Source organism: Chromobacterium fluminis (genome assembly GCF_011602385.1).
Classification (GTDB): Bacteria; Pseudomonadota; Gammaproteobacteria; order Burkholderiales; family Chromobacteriaceae; genus Chromobacterium; species Chromobacterium fluminis.
On sequence record NZ_JAAOMA010000014.1, the window covers coordinates 38355 to 61807 of the forward strand.

Here is a 23453-nt window from a genome sequence, read left to right on the forward strand (position 1 = left end):
CCCGAATGTCATCGCCGGCGCGTTGCCGCCCATCCGTCTTTTCCGCTTGCCGCCGGTCGTCGAAGCCGGATTTACGCGCCCGTTTTCAGCGGGCCGGACGATGGACGTTCAGTCTCCCCTGTCCTCGATGAACAAGGCCTCCTGCTCCACTTTGCACTGCTTCTCCTGCATCTCCATCGCCAGGCCGTGCAGCAAGGGCGGCAGGCCACCGCCCATCAGACGCGCCAACTGCGTCTGCTCCGCCTCGCTCAAAGGCTGGGCGCCGTTGGCCAACGTCAGTTGCTCCGGCTGCATCCGCCACGGCGACCATGGCCGCCCGGCCTGCTCCGCCACCTGGCCGGCGGCCATGGCGACGGCGATGCCGGACGGAGCCAGATCGCAAGCGATCTGCACCGGCACCCGCAGCAGGGTTAATAAGTGACGAACCGCCTCGCGCCAGCGCTGATGCGGCTGGCCCGGCACCCAGATGGTCAACACCGGCAGCGCTTGCTGGCTAAGCGTCTGGAACACGCTGAGGTTCTCCACGATGCGCACGCTGCGGATCGCGCCCTCCACCGCGCTAACGCTCATCAACGCTTCCGGCCCCAAGGCCACGCCTTGCTGCAGCAAGGCGGCGGACAGCAGGCATTGCTGCCCGGCCCACAAGCCCAGCGGCCCGGACAAGAAAACGTGCGGAGTGTGGGCGGCGATGCCGCAGGCCTCCAGATCCACGCCGAACTCCGCCAACCACTGCCGGTCCGCGGCGCCGAAAGCCTTGCTGCGCCCCAGCGCGCGCTGCGAAAACTGGCGCTCGGTGCCCCAGCAGCCGTCCAGCAGCCATTGGTCCAGCGCCTGGGCCAGCTTCAGCCGGCGCTCCAGCGTAGAGGATTGCAGATGCGGGCTCAGGCTTTCCGCCAAGCCCAACAGCAGCGGATGGCGCGGCTGCCAGCCGCGCCACAGCTCCACTACCTCGGTCTGGGGCCGCGCGTCGGCCATGCCCAGCAAATGGCGCAGGCCGTACATGTCCAGCCATTGCACCCAGAACGGTTCCAGCTGACTGAGGCGCAAGCCGGTTTCGGCGTGCAGTTCCACCTCGCACCAGCCGGCCTCCAGCAAGCGGCGCAGCAGGTTCGCCGCCAGGGCGTGACTGTCCGCCAGCGCGAGCAGGCTGCTCCAGCGCATGCGATTGCGGCGCGATTTGAGCCAGCCGTCCACCAGTTCCTGCTCTTCCTGGCTCAGCAACAGCGGCTGCGGCGCGGCCTGCGGCGTCAGCAGCAGATTATGGCCGCGCGCGCCCAGCGGGGTGCGGCGAACGGAATCGGGATCGATCTGGGACAACCAATGCGACATAGCGGGCGACTCGGTGAAAAGGCGGATGAGGAATAGACCATTTTTCCGCCAGAAATTCAATGCCGCGCCGCGTATCGGGAGCCGGCCCTCAAGCCGCTTGCCAGGCGATGACTCGATCGCGGCCGCCGGACTTGGCCTGATACAGCGCTTGGTCCGCCCGATGGAAAGCCTGCTGCAAACCGCCGTTCCCCACCTGACAAACACCGGCGCTGACCGTCACCTGCCCATGGGGAAAAGGGGCGGCGCGCACCTGTTGGCGGAAACACTCCAGCCGCGCCTGCCCCGCCGCGTCGCTGCGCGCCGCCAGCAACACGCCGAACTCCTCACCGCCGATGCGGCCGTAAATCTGGTCGTGAAAGGTTTCGGCCAACAAGGCGCTGACCTCGCGTATCGTCTGATCCCCCACCGCGTGCCCGTGGGTGTCGTTGATGCGCTTGAATAGATCGATATCGATGATGGCCAGATAGAAGGCGATGTCCTCATGTCCAAGTGCGTACTCCGCCTGCTGCAGAAAGGAGCGTCGGTTGGGCAGGCTGCTCAGCGAGTCGTAAAATGCCTGCCGCCTCAGCTTGTTCAATAACAGATGGTTGCTGCGCAGGGTTTGCACCACCTGCAGATGCACCAGCACCATGCCGCCAATGATGAGGGCCAGAAAGCCGAAGCCGTAAATGGTCTGTTCGCCGCCCCAGCGCAGGAACACGCGCGCAGGATCGAACACCAGCAACAGCAGCCCCCAAAAACTCAGGGTGTGCCATACGTTGGACATGCTGATCGACATCACCAGCGCCGACACGCCCAGCGTCGGCAACAACAGGTATTCGCCGTAGCCGCCGGCATCCAGCGCCCGCTTCATCGCCAGGCAATACCCTATGGCGAACAATACCTGCCATAACAGCAAAAAACGGCCGCTCCGCGCCACAATCTGCAACAGGATCAGGCCGCCCAAACCCAGGCCCACCGCCAGAAACACCCATCCCGGCACCATGCCGCCATACAGGCGGCGCACCAGCAAAAAACCCAGCGCGGCCAATACTCCCACCCCCTGAAAGCCCAGGCTGCGCCATTGAAAAGCGTCGATCAGATAAGCGTCGAAGTCTTGCTCCAGCGGCCGTACCGGCGCAGGTATCGTCATCGCATCATGCTCCCGCCCACACGCGTCTGATATCGCGTCTTGCTGTGGTATAGGCACCTGAACCGCCCCCATGCAATCTTCCCCGAGGCCGGCTGGCCCCCCGCTCTCCCGGAGGCTATAATCGCCGCCTTCGACGCGGCGCGGCTCTGGCCGCGCGCTTTGCTTTTTGTCTTCCATGGATTGGCCCGCACCCGATGTCCGCAGTCTGTCGCCGGCAGGACGCCATTGTCCTGCGCCCGATGCAAGTTCAAGATTTTCCCGCCGTGCTGCAAGTTCAGCAACACTGCTATCCACCGGCGCTGATAGAAAGCCGCGACGCGCTGGCTTCGCGCCACCGGCTATCCCCGGACACCTGCTGGGTGGCGGAGCGCCCCGGACAGTTGCTGGGCTATGTGTTCGCCCACCCCTGGGCCGGTGGCCGTCCGCCCAGCCTGAACCGCCCGCTGGAGCAGTTGCCGGAAGCGGTCGACACCCTGTTCATCCACGATCTGGCGCTGCACCCGGACGCGCGCGGCCATGGCCTGGGACCGCGCCTAGTGCAAACCGTGCTGGGCCAGGGCCGGCGGCGCGGACTGCGCCAGGCGCGGCTGGTAGCGGTTCAGGGCGCCGCGCGCTACTGGAAACGCTTTGGCTATCAGCCCTGCTCGCGCGACGATTACACCCGCCGGGCCTACGGCGAAGGCGCGGTCGGCATGCAACGCTCCTTGTAAACGCAGGCCTCATCGGCGCGCCAAAACGCCTATGCTGCAAGGAAGATTTGGTCAGCCCCTTGGCCAAGCTATGATAGAATCGCGCGCAACGTATTCAATTCCTTATGAAAATACTCATAGTCGCCCTGTGTGCGGCATGGCTCGCCGCCCCGGCTCTGGCCGGCCGTTTGCTGCCGATGGAACTGAAGGCCGGCACCGTCCGCGCCGCGGATGACGCCACCATCGAGTTCGTCAAGAAAGACCGCTCCTTGCTGGAAAGCCTGCTCGGCATTTTCATCCGCTCCGAACGCCAGTTCCCGTTGGCGCCCGGCCTGCGCATCTTCGACGAGCACAACCGCTTCCTGCTGCGCGGCCAACTGGAAGGCCTGGAAGGCCGCCCTGTGGGCGTTACCTTCAATATGCAAGGCCAGATCAACCGGATCTGGGTGCTGCGTCCCGAGGAAGTGGAGATGCTGAAGCAAAGGGAAGCCGAAGCGGCCGCCCAGCCGTCCCAATAAACTCAGCCGCTCGCGGCGCGCTTGTCGGGCCTGGCCCGACGGCGAACTGAAACACGCTGGAATCTAGCTGCAATGAAAAAGGTATATATCAAGACGTTCGGCTGTCAAATGAACGAGTACGACTCGGACAAAATGGCGGACGTGCTGTCCGACTCCGAAGGCATGGTCAAAACGGACAATCCGGAAGAAGCCGACATCATCCTGTTCAACACCTGTAGCGTGCGCGAAAAGGCGCAGGAAAAAGTGTTTTCGGATCTGGGACGCATCCGCCCGCTGAAAGAAGCCAAGCCCGATCTGATCATCGGCGTCGGCGGCTGCGTGGCGTCGCAGGAGGGCGAGACCATCGTCAAACGCGCGCCCTACGTCGACGTGGTGTTCGGTCCGCAGACCCTGCACCGCTTGCCGGACCTGATCAAGTCGCGCCAATCCAGCGGCAGCTCCCAGGTGGACATCTCCTTCCCTGAAATCGAGAAGTTCGACCACATCCCGCCGGCCAAGGTGGAAGGCAGCGCGGCTTACGTTTCCATCATGGAAGGCTGTTCCAAATATTGCTCCTTCTGCGTGGTGCCCTACACCCGCGGCGAGGAAGTCAGCCGCCCCTTCGACGACGTGCTGACCGAGATCGCCGGCCTGGCCGCGCAGGGCGTCAAGGAAATCACCTTGCTGGGACAAAACGTCAACGCCTATCGCGGCGCGATGTCCGACGGCGAAATCGCCGATTTCGCGCTGCTGCTGGAATACGTGCACGAGGTGCCGGGCGTGGAGCGCATCCGTTTCACCACCAGCCACCCGCGCGAGTTCAGCCAGCGCATCATCGATTGCTACGGCAAGCTGCCCAAGCTGGTGTCCCATCTGCACCTGCCGGTGCAAAGCGGCTCCGACCGCATACTGACGGCGATGAAGCGCGGCTACACCGGCCTGGAGTACAAATCCATCATCCGCAAGCTGCGCGCGCTGCGGCCGGACCTGTGCCTGTCGTCCGACTTCATCGTCGGCTTCCCCGGCGAAACCGAGGCCGACTTCGAACAAACGCTGAAGCTGGTCAAGGACATGGAGGTCGACTTCAGCTACGTGTTCATCTACAGCCCGCGTCCGGGCACGCCGGCGTCCAATCTGCCGGACGATACCCCCCACGCGGAAAAAGTGCGCCGGCTGGAAGCCCTGAACGAGGTGATCGAGGCCAAGGGCTTCGCCATCAATCAATCCATGGTGGGCACGGTGCAGCGCGTGCTGGTGGAAAGCGTGTCCAAGAAAGACGCCACCATGCTGGCGGCGCGCACCGCCAACAACCGCGTGGTCAACTTCGTTGGCCACCCGCGCCTGCTCAAGCAGATGATAGACGTGCGCATCACCGAAGCCCGCCCGCACTCGCTGGTGGGCGAGGCGCTGATCGCGGAAACCGTCTGAGCATGACGTCCGCCCGCCATTTTTTTGCGCCGGCCGCCGCGGGCGGGCGTATGCTTGGCGCTTTCCATCCGAGCTGACGCCGCCATGTTCATCGTTTCGCTAAGCTACATCGCCCCGCTGTCCGATATCGACGCGCTGCTGGAACAGCATGTCGCCTGGCTGCGGCAGGGCTACGCTTCCGGTTTGCTGCTGGCCTCCGGCCGCAAAACGCCGCGCACCGGCGGCGTGATCCTGGCGCGCGGCGAACGCGCCGAGCTCGAGGCCCTGCTGGCGCGCGACCCGTTCGCCGTCGCCGGCCTCGCCCGCTATGAAATCACCGAGTTCCACGCCAGCATGAGCGCGCCGGAACTGGATTGTCTGCGGAACATTTGATGAGCGCCGCAGCCTTAACCCTTGTCCATCTGCCATCCCGCCCCGCCGCGGGCCGCCCAGAACGACCCAGACTACGAGCCGCATGACTACATCGCACGCCGAACCCCTCAGCTTTAACCCTGTCGACAACGAACGGCTGGCCCGCCTGTGCGGTCCGCTGGACGAAAACCTGAAACAGATAGAAACCGGCCTGGACGTGACCGTGCAGCGCCGCGGAGAAAGCTTCCGCGTGCAGGGCGAACAGGCCAAGACCGGGGTGGAGGCGCTGACCCGGCTCTATCTGCTGGCGGAAAAACAGGAGCTGTCGATAGACGACGTGCAACTGTGCCTGGTGGAACTGCGCCGTCACGCGCCCAACGGCGCCACGGCGGCCGCCGAAGACGAAGACGTTCCGGTGCTGGTGACCCGTCGCGGCGATTTGCGCGGCCGCACGCCGCGCCAGAGCCGCTACATCAAAGCCATCCAGCAACACGACATCACCTTCGGCATCGGCCCGGCCGGCACCGGCAAGACCTATCTGGCGGTGGGCTGCGCGGTGGACGCGATGGAGCGCGACACGGTCAAACGCATCGTGCTGGTGCGCCCGGCGGTGGAGGCCGGCGAGAAACTGGGCTTCCTGCCCGGCGACCTGGCGCAGAAAGTGGACCCGTATCTGCGGCCGCTCTACGACGCGCTGTACGACCTGATGGGCTTTGACCGCGTGACCCGGCTGTTCGAGAAGAACCTGATCGAGATCGCGCCGCTGGCTTATATGCGCGGCCGCACCTTGAACAACGCCTTCATTATTCTGGACGAGGCGCAGAACACCACACCGGAACAGATGAAGATGTTCCTTACCCGCATCGGCTTCGGCTCCAGAGCGGTGATCACCGGCGACGTGACCCAGATCGACCTGGCCCGCCATCAGAAAAGCGGCCTGGTCGAAGTGGAGCGCATTCTGGACAAGGTGCGTGGCATCCATTTCCATCATTTCCAGAGCGACGACGTGGTGCGCCACCCGCTGGTGCAGAAAATCGTCGACGCCTACGACCAATACCAAAGCAAGCAAGATGAAAAAAGCTAAGCGCAACCCGCTGCTGGCGCGCCTGGCCGCGCGCCTGGAACTGAGCCTGGACGTGCGCAGCCAAACCGCCGCGCTGCCGCGGCCCGCAGATTTGCGCCGCTGGAGCCAGGCGGCGCTGCAAGCCGGCGTCAAGCAGGCCCAGGTCAGCATCCTGATCGTGGACGCGGATGAAGGCCGTCAAATGAACCGCGACTACCGCGGCAAGGACTACGCCACCAATGTGCTGAGCTTCGCCCTCAACGAGGGCGACCCGGTGCCGGGCCTGCCGCTGATCGGCGATCTGGTACTGTGCGCGCCGGTGGTGGAAAAAGAGGCCGCCGAGCAAAACAAGCCGCTGCAAGCGCATTACGCCCACCTCTTGGTGCACGGCATGCTGCATCTGCAGGGCTTTGACCACGAGCAAGACGACGAAGCCGAAACCATGGAGGCGCTTGAAACCGTCATCATGCAGAGGCTAGGATATCCCGACCCCTATCGAGAGGAGCAGTTCTAAGAAATGGAAGACCCCAGTAAACCGCGGCCGACTTGGCTGGAACGCCTGTCCACCATGTTGCTGCGCGAGCCGGAAGATCGCGAAGAGTTGATCGAGCTCTTGCACAACGCCTTCGAGCGCAATCTGCTGGACGCGGAAGCGCTCGGCATGATCGAGGGCGTGCTGGAAGTCAGCGAGCTGACCGTGCGCGACGTCATGATCCCGCGCAGCCAGATGAACGTGATCAGCTGCGACGACCCGATCACCCGCTTCCTGCCGATGGTGATTGACTCCGGACACTCGCGCTTTCCGGTGATAGGCGACAGCAAGGACGACGTGCTGGGCATTCTGTTGGCCAAGGAACTGTTGCGCTACTTCCACGCGCCGGCCAGCTTCGATTTGAAAGCGGTGCTGCGTCCGGCGGTGTTTGTGCCGGAATCCAAGCCGCTGAACGTGCTGCTGCGCGATTTCCGCGCCACCCACAACCACATGGCGGTAGTGGTGGACGAATACGGCGGCGTCTCCGGCCTGGTGACCATCGAAGACGTGATCGAGCAGATCGTCGGCGACATCGAAGACGAATACGACACCGAAGACGACGAGGAAGACATCCTGCCGGTGCGCGGCCATCAGCGCTACCGGGTCAAGGCGCTAACCGAGATCGAGGACTTCAACCATTACTTTGAAACCGATTTCGAAGACGACGACGTCGACACCGTCGGCGGCCTGGTGATCTCCCTGACCGGCCACCTGCCCAAGCGCGGCGAAGCGGTGGAAGCCGCCGGCCTGCGCTTCACCGTGCTGCGCGCCGACAACCGCCGCGTAGACACCCTGCTGGTGGAGCGGATTCAGGCCGGCGAGACCAGCGAGGCCTGAGGAGCTGTTTAAATCTGCTGCGAATCGGAGCCTTACACGGCGAGAACCCCTTAGAAATGATCATGTACCCCGTGTACACTCGCTTTCTCATCCGGTTTCGCCCTCGTTCGCAAGCTCGAAAGCAGGCTCTGAAAACCATCTCCAGGCGCAAGAGGCCGGATTGGGCTTGGTGCCCGCGTCTCCCGCTCCTAAGATGAATATCAGCTATTTGACAATCCGTCGGCCGGCTTTTGCCGGCCGGCTTCGCCTGATGCCTACCATGCGCACTTTACTGGTCCTGCTGGCAGCCGCCTTGGCTGGCAGCCTCACACTATTCGCCTTCGCACCCTACCGCTTGTTCTGGATCATGCCCCTGTCGCTTGCGGCGCTGGCGGACCTGACCCAGCGCCACCCGCAACGCGCGTTCTGGATCGGCTATGTCTGGGGCTTGGCCGCCTACACCAGCAACTTCAACTGGATCTACAACAGCCTGCACGACGTGGCCGGCCTGCCGGTCTGGATCGCCTTGCCGCTGGTGCTCTTGCTGCCGGCCTATCTGGCGCTCTACCCGGGCCTCGCGATGTGGCTGAGCGCCCGCGTCACCGCCAAGCCTTGGCAACGCTGGCTGCTGGCCTTTCCGGCCTTGTGGGAGCTGGGGGAATGGCTGCGCGGCTGGGTGCTGACCGGTTTCCCCTGGGCCGCCGCCGGCTACTCCCAGATCACGGAAAGCCCGCTGGCCGGCTACGCGCCGCTGGGCGGTTCCCATCTGGTCACCTACCTGGTGGCGTTGTCCGCCGGCGCGCTGGCGCTGATGATTCACAGCGGCGGGAAGATGCGCGCCGGCCTGCTGATCGCCGCGCTGGCGGTATGGGGCAACGGCTTCTGGCTGAAAAGCATTGAATGGACCTTGCCTCAGGGCAAGCCGATCAGCGTGGCGCTGGCCCAGGGCAATATCGCCCAGGAACTGAAATGGTCGCCGGAAAACCTGGAAGAATCCCTGCGCGTGTATTACCAGCAAGTGGCCACTGCCCGCGCCGACCTGATGCTGCTGCCGGAAACCGCGCTGCCGCTCTTCCTCGACGACCTGCCGTCCGGCTATCTGAGCATGATGGAAGGCCAGGCCCAGCGCGCCGGCATGGCGCTGGCCACCGGCGTGCCGCGCCGCACCAACGACGGCCGCGGCTATTTGAACGCGGTGGTGGCGCTGACCACGCCGGGCCGCCCCTTCTTCGCCAAGGACCACCTGGTGCCCTTTGGCGAATTCATCCCGGTGCCCGGCCTGATAGGCTGGATCTACCAGTTCATGAATATGCCGATGTCCGGCTTCAGCAGCGGCGGCGCCAATCAACCGCCGCTGACGCTGGCCGGCGAGAAGATCGCCTTCAACGTCTGCTACGAGGACAGCTTCGGCGAAGAACTGATAGGCCCGGCCTCCCAAGCCAGCATCATGGCCAACGTCAGCAACCTGGCCTGGTTCGGCAAAAGCGTGGCGATGAGCCAGCACCTGCAGCTGTCCCAGGCCCGCGCGATGGAAAACGGCCGCTACATGCTGCGCGCCACCAATAACGGCATGACCGCCATCATCCGCCCGGACGGCGAAATCGCCGCGGTGGCGGCGCCCTACACCCGCCAGGTGTTGCAGGGCTTCGCCCAGGGCCGCCAGGGGCTGACGCCCTATATGCGCCACGGCAATATGCCGGTCTTGATAGGCTGCGCGGCGCTGCTGCTGCTAGCCATGTTGCTGGGGCGCAAACACCGGCCTTGAGCTGTCCTCCGCCTTGCTAACGCGCGATGTTTCCACACTGGAACATCGCGCGTTTTGACATTCGCCCCCGGATTCCCGATCATCATTCGCCGGCGACGCGAACCGGTCCCGTACCGGAACCACACCAAGAAACGCCGCGCCGCCTCTACAAGGGAAAGAAACACCATGAACGAGAGAAAACTGGAAGCCGGGATCGTCACCAACTTTTCCGAGCGCATGAGCTACGGCGGTTATCTGTGCCTGGATGAACTGCTGGCCTGCCAGAAACCGCTGTCCAATCCGCCGCACCACGACGAGCTGCTGTTTGTGATCCAGCATCAAACGTCGGAATTGTGGATGAAATTGATGCTGCACGAATTGCAGGCCGCGGTGCGCTTCGTCCAGCAGGACACGCTGGGGCCCAGCTTCAAATGCCTGGCGCGGGTCAAGCAAATCCAACGCCTGCTGTTCGAACAATGGGCGGTGCTGGAAACGCTGACGCCGTCCGAATACATGGAGTTCCGCGACGTGCTGGGCAACTCCTCCGGTTTCCAGTCCCACCAATACCGTTCCATCGAATTCCTGCTGGGCAACAAGAATCAGGCGATGCTGAACGTGTTTGCCCACGAGCCGGACAAGCACGCCGCGCTAAAAGCCATTCTGGACGCGCCCAGCCTGTACGACGAATTCCTGCGCCATCTGGCGCGCCGCGGACTGCCGGTGCCGGCCTCCAGCCTGGAACGCGACTGGTCGCAGCCCTATCAGCGCAACCCGGAGCTGATCCCGCTGTTCAAGCTTATTTACGATCAGCCGCAGCAGCACTGGGAAGCCTATGAGATGGCGGAGAAGCTGGTGGACGTGGAGGAATACTTCCATCTGTGGCGCTTCCGGCACATGAAGACGGTGGAACGGGTCATCGGCTTCAAACAGGGCACCGGCGGCTCCAGCGGCGTGCGCTTCCTCAAGCAGGCGCTGGAGCTGACTTTCTTCCCGGAGTTGCTGGACGTGCGCACCGAGATAGGCCGCTAACGCGGCGGGGGGAAACGGCGACGGCCCGGGCCGCCGCGCCGCCTCTCAACAGCGGAAGCGCGACACCAGCCCGCGCAGATTGCCGGCCAGCTGGTTCATGTCCGCCAGCGCCGCCGAAGCGGTGGATGCCGCCTGCGCGTTCTTGCTGGAGCTCATCGCAATCTGCTCGACGTATTGGGCGATATCCTGGCTGGCGGTGCCCTGCTCCTTCAGCGCGTGGGAAATATCGTTGACCACGCCCAGCACCCCGCCGGCGCTCTGACGGATCTCGCCCACCGCCGCGCCGCCCTGCTCGGCCAGCTCCAGACCGTTCTTGGCGCGCCGCACCGCCTCTTCCATCGAACCGTGAGATTGGGTGGAGCTTTGCTGGATCTCGGCAATCATGCCGGCAATCTCTTCGGTAGCCTGAGCGGTGCGCTCGGACAGCTTGCGCACCTCGTCCGCCACCACCGCGAAGCCGCGGCCCTGCTCGCCGGCACGCGCCGCTTCGATCGCCGCGTTCAGGGCCAGGAGATTGGTCTGATCGGCGATGTCCTTGATCACTTGCATGATGCCGGAGATCACCTGCGCCTTGTCCACCAGCTCGTTGATGGTGCCGGCGGCCAGTTCCACCGATTCATTGATGCGGCGCATTTCCGCCACCGCGCGCGAGATCACCTCGCTGCCCTGCTGAGATGACTCGCCAGACTGTTCGGACAGGTTGCGGGCGTCCTGGGCGCGATCGGAAATATGGTTGATGCTGACGGTCAGCTCTTCTATCGACGCCGCCATCGAGGTGGCCGCCTCGCTCTGCCGTTCCGAACCGTTGGCCACTTCGCTGGCATGGCTGCTGACATCCGTGCTCATCTCCGACACCCGATTGGCCGCGGCGGCGATTTCGCCCACCAGCTGCCTCAACTCTCCCTGCATGCCGGCCACATTGGCCAGCAGGCTGTCGCGGTCGCCAGCCTTCACCGGCACCGCCATATCCAGCTGGCCGGCGGCGATGCGCTTGACGATGTCCACGGTGACCGCCGGCTCGCCGCCCAACTGGCCCAGCACGCTGCGCATGATGTAGCCGCCCAAGCCGGCCAGCAGCAGCAGGATTACGCCAACCTCCAGCGCCAGGTTGAACAACGATTTGTGATAGGCGGCCGCCACATCGTCCAGATAGATGCCGGTGCCCAGCACCCAGCCCCAGCCGGGGGAGGTCATCAAATAGGAAATCTTGGGCTGCGGCGCGTCAAAACCCGGCTTGTCCCAGACATAGCCGGCATAGCCCTTGCCGCCGCCGGCGCTCAAGGCCTGGTCGAACAGCTGGCCCATGTCCTGGCCGCTCCCCTCCTTGACCCCGTGCAGATTTTTGCCGATCAAGGCCGGCTTCACGCCGTGGGCGACGTAGGTCAGGCCCTTGTCGAAGGCGAAGAAATACTCGCGCTCGTCGTAGCGCATGCTGCTCAACGCCGCCGCCGCCAGTTGCTTGGCCTGCGGCTCGCTCATCTTGCCGTCCGCCGCCATCTTCTCGTAAGACGTCACCAGCGCCGCTGCGGACTCCACCAGATTGCGCGTCTTGTCCTTGCGATCCTGCAACATGGCGTCCCGCTCGCGCATCACCGAGAGCACGCCTATCGCCGTCACCAGCAGCGCCATCGCCACCAATAGCAAAAGCAGCCGGCCGCGCAGGCTCATTGTTGTTTTATTCATCTCCATCTCCCCACACCTTGTTAGCTTATTCTAGACAGTGCTTATCGCTCTTTCTTATGCGATTAATCCCAGTTTGAGGCATTTCGATGAAAAATATCAATAGCATAAAAAAACCCGGATCGCTCCGGGTTAAACTGGACGCGAGCACGCGTCCAGAGTCGTCATTCCGTCCTTACTTCATTGTCGGCATCACGAATTCGGCGGTCATCTTGGCCGGCCAGCGGCTGGTCACCGTCTTCATCCGGGTATAGAAACGCACACCCTCCGGGCCGTGCATATGGTGGTCGCCGAACAGCGAGGCCTTCCAGCCGCCAAAGCTGTGGAAAGCCATCGGTACCGGGATCGGCACATTGATGCCCACCATGCCCACCTGAATGCGGTGACTGAACTCGCGCGCGGCGCCGCCGGAACGGGTGAAGATGCTGGTGCCGTTGGCGAAGGGATGGGCGTTGATCAGGCTGACCGCGCTGTCGAAGTCCGCCACCCGCACCACCGCCAGCACCGGCCCGAAGATTTCCTCCTTATAGATGGTCATCTCCGGCGTCACATGGTCGAACAAGCAGCCGCCGAGGAAAAACCCGTCCTCGTGACCGGGATGGCGGTAGCCGCGGCCGTCCACCACCAGTTGCGCACCTTCGGCCACACCCTGATCGACATAGCCTGTCACCTTGTCCAAGTGCTGGCGCGTCACCAGCGGCCCCATTTCCGCCGTCGCGTCGTCGCCCACGCCTATCTTCAGGTTGCGCGCGCGTTCGGCCAGCCGTTCCACCAGCGCGTCGCCGATGTCGCCCACCGCCAGCACCACCGAGATCGCCATGCAGCGCTCGCCGGCCGAGCCGTAAGCGGCCCCGATCAGAGCCTCCACCGCGCCATCCAAATCCGCGTCCGGCATCACCACCAGGTGGTTCTTGGCGCCGCCCAGTGCCTGCACCCGCTTACCGTGGCGCGCGCCGGTTTCGTAGATGTACTGGGCAATGGGCGTTGAGCCGACGAAGCTGAGCGCGGCGATGTCGGGATGGACTAGCAAGGCATCCACCGCCTGCTTGTCGCCGTGCACCACGCTGAACACGCCGGCCGGCAGGCCGGCCTGCTGCAGCAGTTCCGCCAATAGCAGCGCGGCGGACGGGTCGCGCTCGGACGGTTTGAGGATGAAACAGTTGCCGCAGGCCAAGGCTACCGGGAACATCCACAGCGGCACCATGGCCGGAAAGTTGAACGGGGTGATCCCGGCCACCACGCCCAGCGGCTGGCGCATGGAATGACTGTCGATGCCGCCGCCCACCTGTTCGGTGAACTCGCCTTTCAGCAGTTGCGGAATGCCGCAGGCGAACTCCACCACCTCCAGGCCGCGGGCAACCTCGCCGATGGCGTCGGACACCACCTTGCCGTGCTCGCTGGAGATCAGCGCCGCCAGCCGCTGCTGGTTCTGCTCCAGCAACTCCTTGAACTTGAACATCACCCGCGCCCGCTTCAGCGGCGAGGTTTCCGCCCAGGCAGGGAAGGCCTTGCGTGCCGCCGCCACCGCGGCCTGGACCTCGTCCGGGCTCGCCAGCGGCACGCGGGCGGCGACGCTGCCCAACGCCGGGTTGTAGACATCGCCAAAGTGGCCGCTCTGGCCTTCGCAGCGTTCGCCGCCGATGTAATGAGGAATGGTCTGCATCTTATGTTCCGATTCGAATGAATTGAGTATTCGGCGCCGCGCTTACTCGCAGGCGCGCAAGGCGGAGGCGATGGTGTCGAACAGGCGGTCGATCTCGTGCTTTTCGATGATCAAGGGCGGCGACACCGCCAGGATGTCGCCGGTAAAGCGCACCAGCACGCCTTGTTCCCAGCACTTGAGGAAGACGTCGAAACCGCGCTGCCCGGCCGCGCCGGGGCGGCTGTCCATTTCGATGCCGGCCACCAGGCCCAGGTTGCGGATGTCCTTGACGTAGGGCTGGCCGCGCAAGGCGTGCGCGCGCTCCTCAAAATAAGCGGACAGGCCGGCGGCGCGCTCGAACAACTGCTCCTCGCGGTACAGGTCCAGCGAGGCGATCGCCGCGGCGCAGGCCAGCGGGTGGGCGGAATAGGTGTAGCCGTGGGGGAACTCGATCATGCGCTCGCCGGCGGCTGCCATGAAAGCGTCGTGGATCTCCGGCTTCACCAGCAGCGCGCCCATCGGCACCACGCCGTTGGTCAGGCCCTTGGCGCAGGTGATGATGTCCGGCAGCACGCCGAACTTGTTGGCCGCCCAATCCGCGCCCAGGCGTCCGAAGCCGGTGATCACCTCGTCGAAGATCAGCAAGATGCCGTAGCGGTCGCAGATTTCACGCAGGCGCCGCAAATAGCCCTTGGGCGGGATCAGCACGCCGGTGGAGCCGGCCATCGGCTCGACAATGACGGCGGCGATGGTGGACGGATCGTGCAGGGTCAGGATGCGCGCTTCCAGTTCGTCGGCGAACTCGGCGCCGTGCTCGGGCTCGCCGCGGCTGAAAGCGTTGCGGGCAAGGTCGTGAGTGCTGCGCAAATGATCCACCGCCGGCAAGGACACCGGGAAGTGCTTGCGGTTGCCGGCCATGCCGCCCACCGAGATGCCGCCAAAGTTGACGCCGTGATAGCCGCGCTCGCGGCCGATCAGCTTGACGCGGGCGGCGTCGCCGCGCACGCGGTGATAAGCTACCGCCATCTTCAGCGCGGTGTCCACCGCCTCCGAGCCGGAACCCACGAAGAAGGCCTTGCTCAAGCCCTTGGGCGCCATCGCCACCAGCTTGTCGGCGGCCTCGAAGGCCTTGGGGTGCGCCATCTGGAACGGCGGCGCGTAATCCAGCGTCGCCACTTGGCGCTGCACCGCCTCGACGATGGGCTTGCGGTTGTGGCCGGCGGTCACACACCACAAGCCGGCGCTGCCGTCCAGGATCTGGCGGCCTTGGTCGTCGGTGTAATACATGCCATCGGCACTCACCAGCATGCGCGGGGCGCTCTTGAACTGGCGGTTGGCGGTAAAGGGCATCCAGAACGCGTCCATCTGCGGCTGATTCATCGTTGTCTCCCCTGGCTCTCGGCCGAATGATGACAACTAATCTAGCGGCTGCACCAATACAATTACAGGTACAGTTGGCGCGAATTTGCACAGTCCCGTATCGGCAAAATCGCCAGTACAGTCAAAACTATGAAAAAACCCGGCCGTAGCCGGGTTTTCACAAGACAGTTGCACTCGTTCAGAACGTGTTCAGGTCTTACAAGCGCGCAACAGATATTGAACAGGTTCTCAGACGCGGAAGCTGGAGAACAGCTGCCGCATATCTTTGGCCGCCTGCGATAGATCATTCAGCGTATCGTGCACCGTCTGCAATGCGCCGTCGCTGTCGACGATGCGGCCGTTGATCTGCTCAGTGCTCTGCGCAATCAAAGTGGTGGCCTTATGTTGCTCGCTGGTGGACAAGGTGATCTCGTTCATCTTGGCCATCACCTCCTGCATCGCCTGCTGGATCTGCTCAATACGCTGCACCGCGCTGTCTGTCAGTTCTACGCCACCGTCCACCGAGCTGACGGTGCGCTGCATATTGGTCACCGCCTGGCTGGTTTCCTCACGGATGGTGCTGACCATGCTGGAAATTTCCACCGTGGCCTGGCCGGTGCGCTCGGCCAGTTTGCGAACTTCGTCCGCCACCACCGCAAAGCCGCGGCCCATTTCGCCTGCGCGCGCCGCTTCGATCGCCGCGTTCAAGGCCAACAAGTTGGTTTGATCGGCGATATCCTTGATCACATTGGTAATGCCGCTGATCTGCTGCGAGCGCTGATCCAGCGACACCAACATGCCGGACAAGCCCTTCACCGCCTCCACCGTACTATTCATCTCGCGGGAGATGCGCTGCATTTCGTCCGCACTTTCGCTGGACACGGTGCCGGTGTGGTTGACCAGCGAGTCCGCCTCGCGCGCGGCGTCGGCGATATGGGAAATGCTGACGGTGATTTCCTCCAGCGTTGCGGCGTTGGAGCTGGACACATCGGAAATTTGCCGGGAATCACGCGCCACCTGATCCACCGTTGTCGCCACGCTCTGCACGCCGTTGGTGACGTTTTCCGCCTCGGTGCGCACCGCCACGAACATGCTTTGCAAACGATGAATGAAGCTGTTGAACGCGGTGGCGGTCTCCGCGATCTCATCCTGGCCCTGCACTTCGATGCGGCGGGTCAAATCGCCCTCGCCCTTGGATATCTCCAGCATCGCGTTGCGCAAGCGGCCAAGGCCGGCCAACATTTTGCTCAGCATCACGCTGGCCACCGGGATCAGCACCACCACGCACAGCGCGCCCAAGCCCACCACGGTCAACAGCAGTTTTTCCAGCGGCTCGTTGACCACGGACTTGTCTATCATCACGCCCAGCAACCAGTTGGTGCCTTCCACCGGATCGACTTGCACCAGCTTGGTCTCGCCGTTGACTTCGATTTCCTCCATCGCACTGCTAGTGGACAACTGCACCAGCTTCTCACCGGTCAACGCCGGCACTTTTTCCGCCAGCGGCTTCAGCGTCAAGGTGGTGTCCGGGTGCGCGATCACCTTGCCGGCCTTATCCACCAGGAAGGCGTAACCGTTGCCCCGCAACTTGGCGGACAGCACGGTCTTGACCAGATCGTCGATGAAGATGTCGCCGCCCACCACCGCTTTCAGCGTGGAACCGTCGAACACCGGGGACACGAAAGTCACCACCAATTTCTTGGTGTCGAAATCGACGTAGGGATCGGATACGCCCGGCTTGCCGCTGGCCTGAGCCTGCTGATACCAAGGACGCGCCACAGGATCGTAACCCGCCGGCTGCGGCTTGAAGTCGGAACGGATCATTTTGTGATCAGCCGTGCCGATATAGGTCATGTCGTAGCCGCCGGCCTGACTCAAGCGAGCCAGCATCGGCATAGGCTCCGGCGTTCCCACCACCGGATTGCCGGCTATCACCACCTTGACCTTGCCGCCGTACCAGTCCTTGACCAGATTGGCGTATCCGCGCGAGGTGCTGGACAACTCATTGTCCACGCCCTGAACAATCTCGTTGCGCATCTGGGTATACACCAAGGTCGTAATAATGGCGCCCAGCAAAACCAGCAGCACCGCAATGAATACAATCAACTTTACACGCAAAGAGCGCATTTCCGTCCTCCATCCCCAATTCGACTTGGCTCGCCGCGATTGCTTGTCATTCCGCGACAAAGCACTGTTATGATCATTCTCAATGCCGGTAGGCTCTGTTCTTGTCTTAGCCGTTCCGTCAGCAAAGCTCAACAAAAAACATACAGACTGACGGCTGCGACATGCCATCCGGCTTATGACGTGATATTTATCACAAGCTGTTCTCAACGGACAGGCCCAATATCAATGATGCTCAAATAGTGCGCAATGGCTAGCCTGAATCTTATGCCCATAGATGGCATTACATTGGTTGAAAACATCGTCAATTCAGCTATTTCCGCCATCCAATGCGGCCAATGGCGTAAAGGCGCAAAAATCCCATCTATTCGCAGAATGGCCGGGGAGCTGGGCGTCAGCCCTTTCACCGTGGCCGAGGCCTACGATAGGCTGGTGACTCTGGGCTATCTGGCCGCGCGACCGGGCTCGGGCTTTTACGTGGAGGCTAGGCGGGAAAGCCGGCCACCCGATCTGCCGGCAGCTCCTCGCGTCTGGCCGGTGGACGAATACTGGCTGCTGCGCAAGATTTACCAGCAAGACGCCAATACCCTGTTCGCCGGCTGCGGCTGGCTGCCCTCCCACTGGTACGACGCCGAAGCTCAGCAAAAAGCGCTGCGGCAACTGGCCCGCGACGCCGTCGTCGCTCCCGGCTACGGCGACCCAAAGGGTTTTCTGCCTTTGCGCGAACATTTGGCCGACCGTCTGAGCGAACGCGGCATCCAGGCTCGCGCCGACGACATCGCTCTGACCCAGGGCGCCAGCCGCGCGCTGGACATGGCGGCCTGCGCGCTGCTTCAAGCCGGAGACACCGTGCTGGTGGACGATCCCGGTTATTGCAACCTGCTGTCCTGCCTGGCGTTTCGCGAGTTCAAGCTGGTGCCGGTGCCTTGGACCGAACACGGTCCCGATCTCGAGCAATTGCGCGCGCTGCTGCTCCAGCATCGACCGCGGGCCTTCTTCACCAACCCCTGGCTGCAGAACCCCACCGGCGCCAGCTATGCGCCGTCCATCGCCCACCAGGTGTTGCGGCTGGCTGAGGAGTACGACTTCCTGATTGTGGAGGACAATGTTTCAGCGGACTTCGCCGGCGACCGCCAACCCGCGCTGGCGGCGCTGGACGGCCTCAAACGCGTGCTCTACATCGACAGTTTCTCCAAGTCGCTATCGCCGGGCCTGCGCGTCGGCTATCTGTGCGGCCCGTCCGAACTGCTAGAGCGCATCGTTCATTACAAGATGATGTCCGGGCTGACCTCGCCGGAGCTGAACGAGAGGCTGGCGCTGGAATTGGTGTCAGAGGGCCGCTACCGCCGTCAGTTGGAGCGGCTGCGCGCACGGCTGGCCGAAGCGCAAGCGCAATGCCAACAGTTGTTCCTCGAACACGGCTGGCAGCTGTTCGCGCGGCCGGCCAACGGCCTGTTCCTGCTGGCGCGGCCCCCCGGAGAGCTAGACGCCAGGCGGCTGGCCGAACAAGCGCAGCAACACAAGATCCTGCTCGCGCCCGGTCATCTGTTCCGCGCCTACGGCATGCCCTCCGACTGGCTGCGCTTTAACGTCGCCTTCAGCCAGGATCGTCGGCTGTGGGATTTTCTGAGTAGCCCGCCGCAGTGATAACATGCGGTAACCACAGCTTAGCGGAGCCCTTCATGCAACTCGTCGAAATGTTCGTCCATCCGTTGAAATCCTGTCGCGGCCTTTCCTACAGCCGCGCCTTCGCCGACAAGCAGGGCCTGCTGCATGATCGCGAATGGCTGCTGATGGGAGACAACGGCCGCTTCTTCACCGCCCGCACCCATCCGCAGCTAGTGCGCGTGGAGGTAGACCTGATTCCAGGCGGCGCGCTGTTCAAATTTCCAGGCAAGACGCCGGTGCTGGCAATGAGCACTCAATACCAGCAAGACGCGCCGGCCACGGTATGGAAGGACAACTTCGCCGCCTATCACGGCGACGCCGCCGTCGATCGCTGGTTCAGCGAAGTACTGGACGAGCCCTGCCGGCTGCTGTGGTTGGGCATGCGTTCCAATCGCCGGCTGAAGGACAGCGAACACGCGATGTCCTTCGCCGACGGCTACCCCTATCTACTGGTGAATCAGGCTTCGCTGGACGCATTGAACGACGAGCTGGATCAGCCGGTTACACTGCGCCATTTCCGCCCCAATCTGGTGGTCAGCGGCGATTACGCCTGGGAAGAGGACGATTGGAAAGTCGTGCAGATCGGCGGCGTGGTGTTCGACGTCGCCAAGCCCTGTTCGCGCTGTGTGCTGACCACGGTGGACCCGGATACCGGCATCAAGTCGCCGGAACAGCAGCCTCTGCGCACGCTGGCCAGCATCCGCACCTTGCCGGAAGGCGTCTGCTTCGGCGTCAACTTGGTGCCTCGCAATGAAGGCCTGCTGGAATTGGGCGCCGAATTCAGCGTGCTGGAAACCCGCTACGAGTTCTGATTTTCCAACGTCGGTCCGCCGGCGCTTTTACCGATTTATGCTGAATAGATTAATGAATCTGCAAGACCTACTCGATCAAATCCACGCAGAAGTTGTCGCCTACTACGGCCAAGGCCGCGTCGCCGACTATATTCCGGCGCTGGCCGAAGTGCCGCCGCGCCAGTTCGGCATGGCCATCACCACCTTGGACGGCCGCCATTACCGCTGCGGCGACGCCACGGTTCCCTTTTCCATCCAAAGCATTTCCAAAGCTTTCATGCTGGCGCTCACGCTGGAGGCCGATGGCGACTCCTTATGGAGCCATGTCGGCAAAGAACCGTCCGGCAACCCGTTCAATTCGCTAGTGCAGCTGGAATACGAGGACGGCGTTCCTCGCAATCCCTTCATCAACGCAGGAGCGCTGGTCGTCACCGACCGCGCCGTCAGCCATTTTGAAGACGCCCACGGCGCATTGCTGACCCGCTTGCGCCAGGAGTCGGGCAACGCCACACTATGCGGCAATGCCCGCGTCGCCGAATCCGAGCGCGCCCACGGCCATCGCAATGCGGCGCTGGCTCACTTCATGAAAAGCTACGACAACCTCGGCAACGAGGTGGAGAACGTACTGCAGCAATATTTCAACAGCTGCAGCATCACGATGAACTGCGTGGAGCTGGCCAATGCTGGCTTATTCCTCGCCAACCACGGCATCACCCGCGACGGCTTACAATCGCTGAGCCGCAGCCAGGCCAAGCAGATCAACGCGGTGATGCTGACCTGCGGCACTTACGACGCGGCCGGCGAATTTGCCTACCGCGTGGGCCTGCCGGTGAAAAGCGGCGTCGGCGGCGGCATGCTAGCCATCATTCCCGGCAAAATGAGCATCGCCGTGTGGAGCCCGGAGCTGGACGGCAAGGGCAATTCGGTGCTGGGCCTGGAAGCGCTGGATCGTTTCACCACGCGTACCGGCTTGTCGGTTTTTTAAACCACCCTGTCAACCGGGGCACCGAATAAGAAAAAACCCGCGCAAGGCGGGTTTTTTCTTATCAAGCAATGAAAAAAGCCAGGCTTGCGCCTGGCTTTTTCCTCAACTTCGTCGATTACTCGGCGGAGTTGTCTTCAACCGCTACGGCATCTTCCGCACGGTCCACCAGCTCTACCAGAGCCATCGGGGCGTTGTCGCCCTTGCGGAAACCGTACTTCAGGATACGCACATAACCACCATTGCGGGCGGAGAAGCGCGGGCCGAGAACGTCGAAGAGTTTAACCACGATATCGCGGTCACGAGTGCGGTCAAACGCCAGACGACGGTTGGCGAGAGACGGCTTTTTGCCGAGCGTAATCAACGGCTCGGCCACACGACGCAGTTCTTTGGCTTTCGGCAGCGTGGTCACGATAACTTCGTGCTTCAGCAGCGAGTTCGCCATGTTGCGCAGCATCGCCAGACGATGGCTGGTCGTGCGGTTCAGTTTACGATTACTGTAACGATGACGCATTGTTAATGTCCTTTTATCTCAAACCTTACGGCTTTTCGAGGCCAGCAGGCGGCCAGTTCTCGAGTTTCATCCCGAGAGTCAGGCCTTTGGAAGCGAGAACTTCCTTGATCTCGTTCAGCGACTTGCGGCCGAGGTTCGGAGTCTTCAGAAGCTCGGTTTCAGTACGCTGGATCAGATCGCCGATGTAATAAATGTTCTCAGCTTTCAGGCAGTTGGCCGAACGAACCGTCAGTTCAAGATCGTCTACCGGACGCAGCAGGATCGGATCGATCGGCGGCGCCTTTTCAACGACTTCTTCAACCGCTGTGCCTTGGAGATCGGCAAAGATCGACAGTTGATCCATCAGAATACGAGCAGCGTTGCGCACTGCCTGTTCCGGCTCGATCACGCCGTTGGTCTCGATATCGAGAACCAGGCGGTCAAGGTCGGTACGCTGCTCAACACGGGCGCTTTCCACAGCAAAGCTCACACGGCGAACCGGCGAGAAGGAAGCGTCCAGTTGAATGGTACCGATGGAACGGTTGTCTTCATGATTGGATCGAACCGACACCGGCTGATAGCCGCGGCCTTTTTCGATCTTGATCTCCATGTCGATCTTACCGCCAGAAGAGATGTGACAAATCACGTGGTCCGGATTGATCACTTCCACATCGTGCGGCAGTTCGATATCGCCAGCCAAGACAGCACCTTCGCCATCCTTTTTCAAGGACAGCACAACACTGTCACGACCATGCAGCTTAAGCACTACGCCCTTGAGGTTGAGGAGGATGTCTACGACATCCTCGCGCACGCCATCAAGTGCGGAATACTCATGCAAAACGCCAGCGATAGTCACTTCGGTCGGAGCATAGCCCGGCATCGACGACAGCAGAATCCGGCGCAGCGAATTACCCAGAGTATGAGCGTAGCCGCGCTCGAACGGCTCCATCGACACACGAGCGTGAGTGGCGGAAACCGGCTGAACGTCAATAAGACGAGGTTTCAGAAATTCCGAAGCGCTGTTTTGCATAGTCATTCCCTAAGAGCTAGCGATTACTTGGAGTAAAATTCCACAACGAGTTGTTCGTTGATATCGCTAGACAGTTCGGAACGTTCCGGAGCGGATTTGAAAGTGCCTTCCATTTTCTTGGAATCAACCAGAACCCAAGACGGGAAACCACCCTGCTCGGCCAGAGCCAGACCTTCTACGATACGGGCCTGTTTCTTGGCTTTTTCACGGACGGACACTACGTCACCGGCTTTAACCTGGTAGGACGGAATGTTCACAACCTGGCCGTTCACAACGATAGCCTTGTGGCTAACCAGCTGGCGCGCTTCGGCGCGAGTGGAGCCAAAGCCCATGCGATATACAACGTTGTCCAGGCGGGCCTCGAGCAGCTTCAGCAGGTTTTCACCCGTGGAGCCCTTGCGACGCACAGCTTCCGCAAAGTAATTGCGGAACTGACGCTCGAGTACACCGTAAATACGACGGATTTTCTGCTTTTCACGCAGTTGCACACCGTAGTCAGACAGGCGGCTCTTACGAGCGCCATGCTGGCCCGGAGGGCTATCCAGTTTGCACTTGGAATCCAGTGCACGACGCGCGCTCTTCAGGAAAAGGTCGGTGCCTTCACGACGAGCGAGCTTACACTTAGGGCCGATATAACGTGCCATGTTCTCACACTCTCCGAATTAGATACGACGTTTTTTGGGCGGACGGCAACCGTTGTGCGGTACCGGCGTCACGTCGGAGATGCTGGTGATCTTGAAACCCAGCGCGTTGAGTGCGCGAACAGCGGATTCACGACCCGGACCCGGGCCCTTGATACGAACTTCGAGGTTCTTCACACCGTATTCTTGGGCAACTTTACCAGCGTGCTCTGCTGCTACCTGAGCAGCAAAGGGTGTACTCTTGCGCGAGCCCTTGAAACCAGCGCCGCCAGAGGTAGCCCAAGACAATGCATTGCCTTGACGGTCGGTGATCGTAATGATGGTGTTGTTGAACGAAGCGTGCACGTGCACGATGCCTTCGCTAACAGACTTGCGCACTTTCTTGCGTACACGAACTGCTGTGTTTGCTTTAGCCATTATCTGTTGTTCCTAT

Annotated in this window: 22 protein-coding genes; 12 read left to right on the forward strand and 10 right to left on the reverse strand. The window is 62.4% G+C overall.

Annotated elements, in window-relative coordinates; genetic code table 11:
- Positions 1–108 precede the first annotated feature (108 nt).
- Together HA052_RS11565 and HA052_RS11570 are read right to left on the reverse strand one after the other, a co-directional pair.
- Positions 109–1329: a DUF2399 domain-containing protein gene (locus HA052_RS11565; RefSeq protein WP_166452064.1), complete on the reverse strand. Its 1221-nt coding sequence runs from the start codon at positions 1327–1329 to the stop codon at positions 109–111.
- 88 nt (positions 1330–1417) lie between these two features.
- The gene (locus HA052_RS11570; protein WP_166452065.1) at positions 1418–2461 is read right to left on the reverse strand and encodes a GGDEF domain-containing protein; all 1044 of its coding nucleotides are present in this window, start codon (positions 2459–2461) and stop codon (positions 1418–1420) included.
- A 194-nt stretch (positions 2462–2655) separates the two neighbouring features.
- Between HA052_RS11570 and HA052_RS11575 the strand changes: the two genes are divergently transcribed.
- The 9 genes from HA052_RS11575 to kynA all read left to right on the forward strand — a co-directional run bounded on the left by HA052_RS11575 (position 2656) and on the right by kynA (position 10610).
- The gene (locus HA052_RS11575; RefSeq protein WP_166452066.1) at positions 2656–3171 is read left to right on the forward strand and encodes a GNAT family N-acetyltransferase; all 516 of its coding nucleotides are present in this window, start codon (positions 2656–2658) and stop codon (positions 3169–3171) included.
- A 104-nt stretch (positions 3172–3275) separates the two neighbouring features.
- Positions 3276–3668, forward strand: coding sequence for a hypothetical protein (locus HA052_RS11580; protein WP_166452067.1), 393 nt, complete (start codon positions 3276–3278; stop codon positions 3666–3668).
- A 72-nt stretch (positions 3669–3740) separates the two neighbouring features.
- Entirely contained in the window at positions 3741–5075 is a 1335-nt protein-coding gene (gene miaB / locus HA052_RS11585; protein ID WP_166452068.1) for a tRNA (N6-isopentenyl adenosine(37)-C2)-methylthiotransferase MiaB, read from the forward strand.
- Positions 5076–5159: 84 nt separating this feature from the next.
- On the forward strand, positions 5160–5447 hold the full coding sequence (locus HA052_RS11590) for a YciI family protein (RefSeq protein ID WP_166452069.1): 288 nt from the start codon (positions 5160–5162) through the stop codon (positions 5445–5447).
- 82 nt (positions 5448–5529) lie between these two features.
- A complete protein-coding gene (locus HA052_RS11595; RefSeq protein WP_166452070.1) occupies positions 5530–6510 on the forward strand; it encodes a PhoH family protein in 981 nt (326 codons plus the stop codon).
- Positions 6497–7003: an rRNA maturation RNase YbeY gene (ybeY, locus tag HA052_RS11600; RefSeq protein WP_166452071.1), complete on the forward strand. Its 507-nt coding sequence runs from the start codon at positions 6497–6499 to the stop codon at positions 7001–7003. The genes HA052_RS11595 and ybeY overlap by 14 nt, the downstream gene beginning before the upstream one ends.
- Positions 7004–7006: 3 nt before the next feature.
- On the forward strand, positions 7007–7858 hold the full coding sequence (locus HA052_RS11605; protein WP_166452072.1) for a CorC family transporter: 852 nt from the start codon (positions 7007–7009) through the stop codon (positions 7856–7858).
- A 259-nt stretch (positions 7859–8117) separates the two neighbouring features.
- Positions 8118–9602, forward strand: a complete 1485-nt coding sequence (lnt, locus tag HA052_RS11610; RefSeq protein ID WP_166452073.1) for an apolipoprotein N-acyltransferase — start codon at positions 8118–8120, stop codon at positions 9600–9602.
- 165 nt (positions 9603–9767) lie between these two features.
- The gene (gene kynA / locus HA052_RS11615; protein ID WP_166452074.1) at positions 9768–10610 is read left to right on the forward strand and encodes a tryptophan 2,3-dioxygenase; all 843 of its coding nucleotides are present in this window, start codon (positions 9768–9770) and stop codon (positions 10608–10610) included.
- Between the two features lie 45 nt (positions 10611–10655).
- On the opposite strand, the gene HA052_RS11620 is transcribed toward kynA, so the two are convergent.
- The 4 genes from HA052_RS11620 to HA052_RS11635 form a co-directional block, all read right to left on the reverse strand.
- On the reverse strand, positions 10656–12293 hold the full coding sequence (locus HA052_RS11620; RefSeq protein ID WP_166452075.1) for a methyl-accepting chemotaxis protein: 1638 nt from the start codon (positions 12291–12293) through the stop codon (positions 10656–10658).
- A 172-nt stretch (positions 12294–12465) separates the two neighbouring features.
- On the reverse strand, positions 12466–13953 hold the full coding sequence (locus HA052_RS11625; protein WP_166452076.1) for a CoA-acylating methylmalonate-semialdehyde dehydrogenase: 1488 nt from the start codon (positions 13951–13953) through the stop codon (positions 12466–12468).
- Between the two features lie 42 nt (positions 13954–13995).
- Complete coding sequence (gene aptA, locus HA052_RS11630) at positions 13996–15312, reverse strand: omega-aminotransferase AptA (protein WP_081546310.1); 1317 nt, start codon at positions 15310–15312, stop codon at positions 13996–13998.
- 228 nt (positions 15313–15540) lie between these two features.
- Complete coding sequence (locus tag HA052_RS11635) at positions 15541–17418, reverse strand: methyl-accepting chemotaxis protein (RefSeq protein ID WP_081546308.1); 1878 nt, start codon at positions 17416–17418, stop codon at positions 15541–15543.
- A 264-nt stretch (positions 17419–17682) separates the two neighbouring features.
- Between HA052_RS11635 and HA052_RS11640 the strand changes: the two genes are divergently transcribed.
- The 3 genes from HA052_RS11640 to HA052_RS11650 are packed head-to-tail and all read left to right on the forward strand — an operon-like array spanning position 17683 to position 20859.
- Complete coding sequence (locus HA052_RS11640; RefSeq protein ID WP_277345093.1) at positions 17683–19062, forward strand: aminotransferase-like domain-containing protein; 1380 nt, start codon at positions 17683–17685, stop codon at positions 19060–19062.
- A gap of 35 nt (positions 19063–19097) precedes the next feature.
- Complete coding sequence (locus HA052_RS11645; protein ID WP_166452078.1) at positions 19098–19895, forward strand: MOSC domain-containing protein; 798 nt, start codon at positions 19098–19100, stop codon at positions 19893–19895.
- Positions 19896–19947: 52 nt separating this feature from the next.
- Positions 19948–20859: a glutaminase gene (locus HA052_RS11650; protein ID WP_166452079.1), complete on the forward strand. Its 912-nt coding sequence runs from the start codon at positions 19948–19950 to the stop codon at positions 20857–20859.
- A gap of 115 nt (positions 20860–20974) precedes the next feature.
- Here HA052_RS11650 and rplQ read toward each other — a convergent pair whose 3' ends face one another.
- The 4 genes from rplQ to rpsK are packed head-to-tail and all read right to left on the reverse strand — an operon-like array spanning position 20975 to position 23437.
- Positions 20975–21370, reverse strand: coding sequence for a 50S ribosomal protein L17 (gene rplQ, locus HA052_RS11655; RefSeq protein WP_019102992.1), 396 nt, complete (start codon positions 21368–21370; stop codon positions 20975–20977).
- A 25-nt stretch (positions 21371–21395) separates the two neighbouring features.
- A complete protein-coding gene (locus HA052_RS11660) occupies positions 21396–22379 on the reverse strand; it encodes a DNA-directed RNA polymerase subunit alpha (protein ID WP_039755788.1) in 984 nt (327 codons plus the stop codon).
- Positions 22380–22402: 23 nt separating this feature from the next.
- Entirely contained in the window at positions 22403–23023 is a 621-nt protein-coding gene (gene rpsD, locus HA052_RS11665; protein ID WP_043594097.1) for a 30S ribosomal protein S4, read from the reverse strand.
- An 18-nt stretch (positions 23024–23041) separates the two neighbouring features.
- Positions 23042–23437, reverse strand: a complete 396-nt coding sequence (gene rpsK, locus HA052_RS11670; protein ID WP_008955659.1) for a 30S ribosomal protein S11 — start codon at positions 23435–23437, stop codon at positions 23042–23044.
- Between the last annotated feature and the right edge of the window lie 16 nt (positions 23438–23453).

Excerpts from the sequence above, each read along its gene's own strand:
- HA052_RS11575 (WP_166452066.1), top strand. The coding sequence starts at position 2,656 with ATGTCCGCAGTCTGTCGCCGGCAGGACGCCATTGTCCTGCGCCCGATG.
- HA052_RS11640 (WP_277345093.1), top strand. The coding sequence starts at position 17,683 with ATGCCCATAGATGGCATTACATTGGTTGAAAACATCGTCAATTCAGCT.
- aptA (WP_081546310.1), bottom strand. The coding sequence starts at position 15,312 with ATGAATCAGCCGCAGATGGACGCGTTCTGGATGCCCTTTACCGCCAAC.
- lnt (WP_166452073.1), top strand. The coding sequence starts at position 8,118 with ATGCGCACTTTACTGGTCCTGCTGGCAGCCGCCTTGGCTGGCAGCCTC.
- HA052_RS11645 (WP_166452078.1), top strand. The coding sequence starts at position 19,098 with ATGCAACTCGTCGAAATGTTCGTCCATCCGTTGAAATCCTGTCGCGGC.
- HA052_RS11590 (WP_166452069.1), top strand. The coding sequence starts at position 5,160 with ATGTTCATCGTTTCGCTAAGCTACATCGCCCCGCTGTCCGATATCGAC.
- rpsK (WP_008955659.1), bottom strand. The coding sequence starts at position 23,437 with ATGGCTAAAGCAAACACAGCAGTTCGTGTACGCAAGAAAGTGCGCAAG.
- HA052_RS11625 (WP_166452076.1), bottom strand. The coding sequence starts at position 13,953 with ATGCAGACCATTCCTCATTACATCGGCGGCGAACGCTGCGAAGGCCAG.
- rplQ (WP_019102992.1), bottom strand. The coding sequence starts at position 21,370 with ATGCGTCATCGTTACAGTAATCGTAAACTGAACCGCACGACCAGCCAT.
- HA052_RS11570 (WP_166452065.1), bottom strand. The coding sequence starts at position 2,461 with ATGACGATACCTGCGCCGGTACGGCCGCTGGAGCAAGACTTCGACGCT.
- HA052_RS11595 (WP_166452070.1), top strand. The coding sequence starts at position 5,530 with ATGACTACATCGCACGCCGAACCCCTCAGCTTTAACCCTGTCGACAAC.
- HA052_RS11660 (WP_039755788.1), bottom strand. The coding sequence starts at position 22,379 with ATGCAAAACAGCGCTTCGGAATTTCTGAAACCTCGTCTTATTGACGTT.
- HA052_RS11605 (WP_166452072.1), top strand. The coding sequence starts at position 7,007 with ATGGAAGACCCCAGTAAACCGCGGCCGACTTGGCTGGAACGCCTGTCC.
- HA052_RS11620 (WP_166452075.1), bottom strand. The coding sequence starts at position 12,293 with ATGAATAAAACAACAATGAGCCTGCGCGGCCGGCTGCTTTTGCTATTG.
- HA052_RS11580 (WP_166452067.1), top strand. The coding sequence starts at position 3,276 with ATGAAAATACTCATAGTCGCCCTGTGTGCGGCATGGCTCGCCGCCCCG.
- HA052_RS11635 (WP_081546308.1), bottom strand. The coding sequence starts at position 17,418 with ATGCGCTCTTTGCGTGTAAAGTTGATTGTATTCATTGCGGTGCTGCTG.
- ybeY (WP_166452071.1), top strand. The coding sequence starts at position 6,497 with ATGAAAAAAGCTAAGCGCAACCCGCTGCTGGCGCGCCTGGCCGCGCGC.
- HA052_RS11565 (WP_166452064.1), bottom strand. The coding sequence starts at position 1,329 with ATGTCGCATTGGTTGTCCCAGATCGATCCCGATTCCGTTCGCCGCACC.
- miaB (WP_166452068.1), top strand. The coding sequence starts at position 3,741 with ATGAAAAAGGTATATATCAAGACGTTCGGCTGTCAAATGAACGAGTAC.
- kynA (WP_166452074.1), top strand. The coding sequence starts at position 9,768 with ATGAACGAGAGAAAACTGGAAGCCGGGATCGTCACCAACTTTTCCGAG.
- HA052_RS11650 (WP_166452079.1), top strand. The coding sequence starts at position 19,948 with ATGAATCTGCAAGACCTACTCGATCAAATCCACGCAGAAGTTGTCGCC.
- rpsD (WP_043594097.1), bottom strand. The coding sequence starts at position 23,023 with ATGGCACGTTATATCGGCCCTAAGTGTAAGCTCGCTCGTCGTGAAGGC.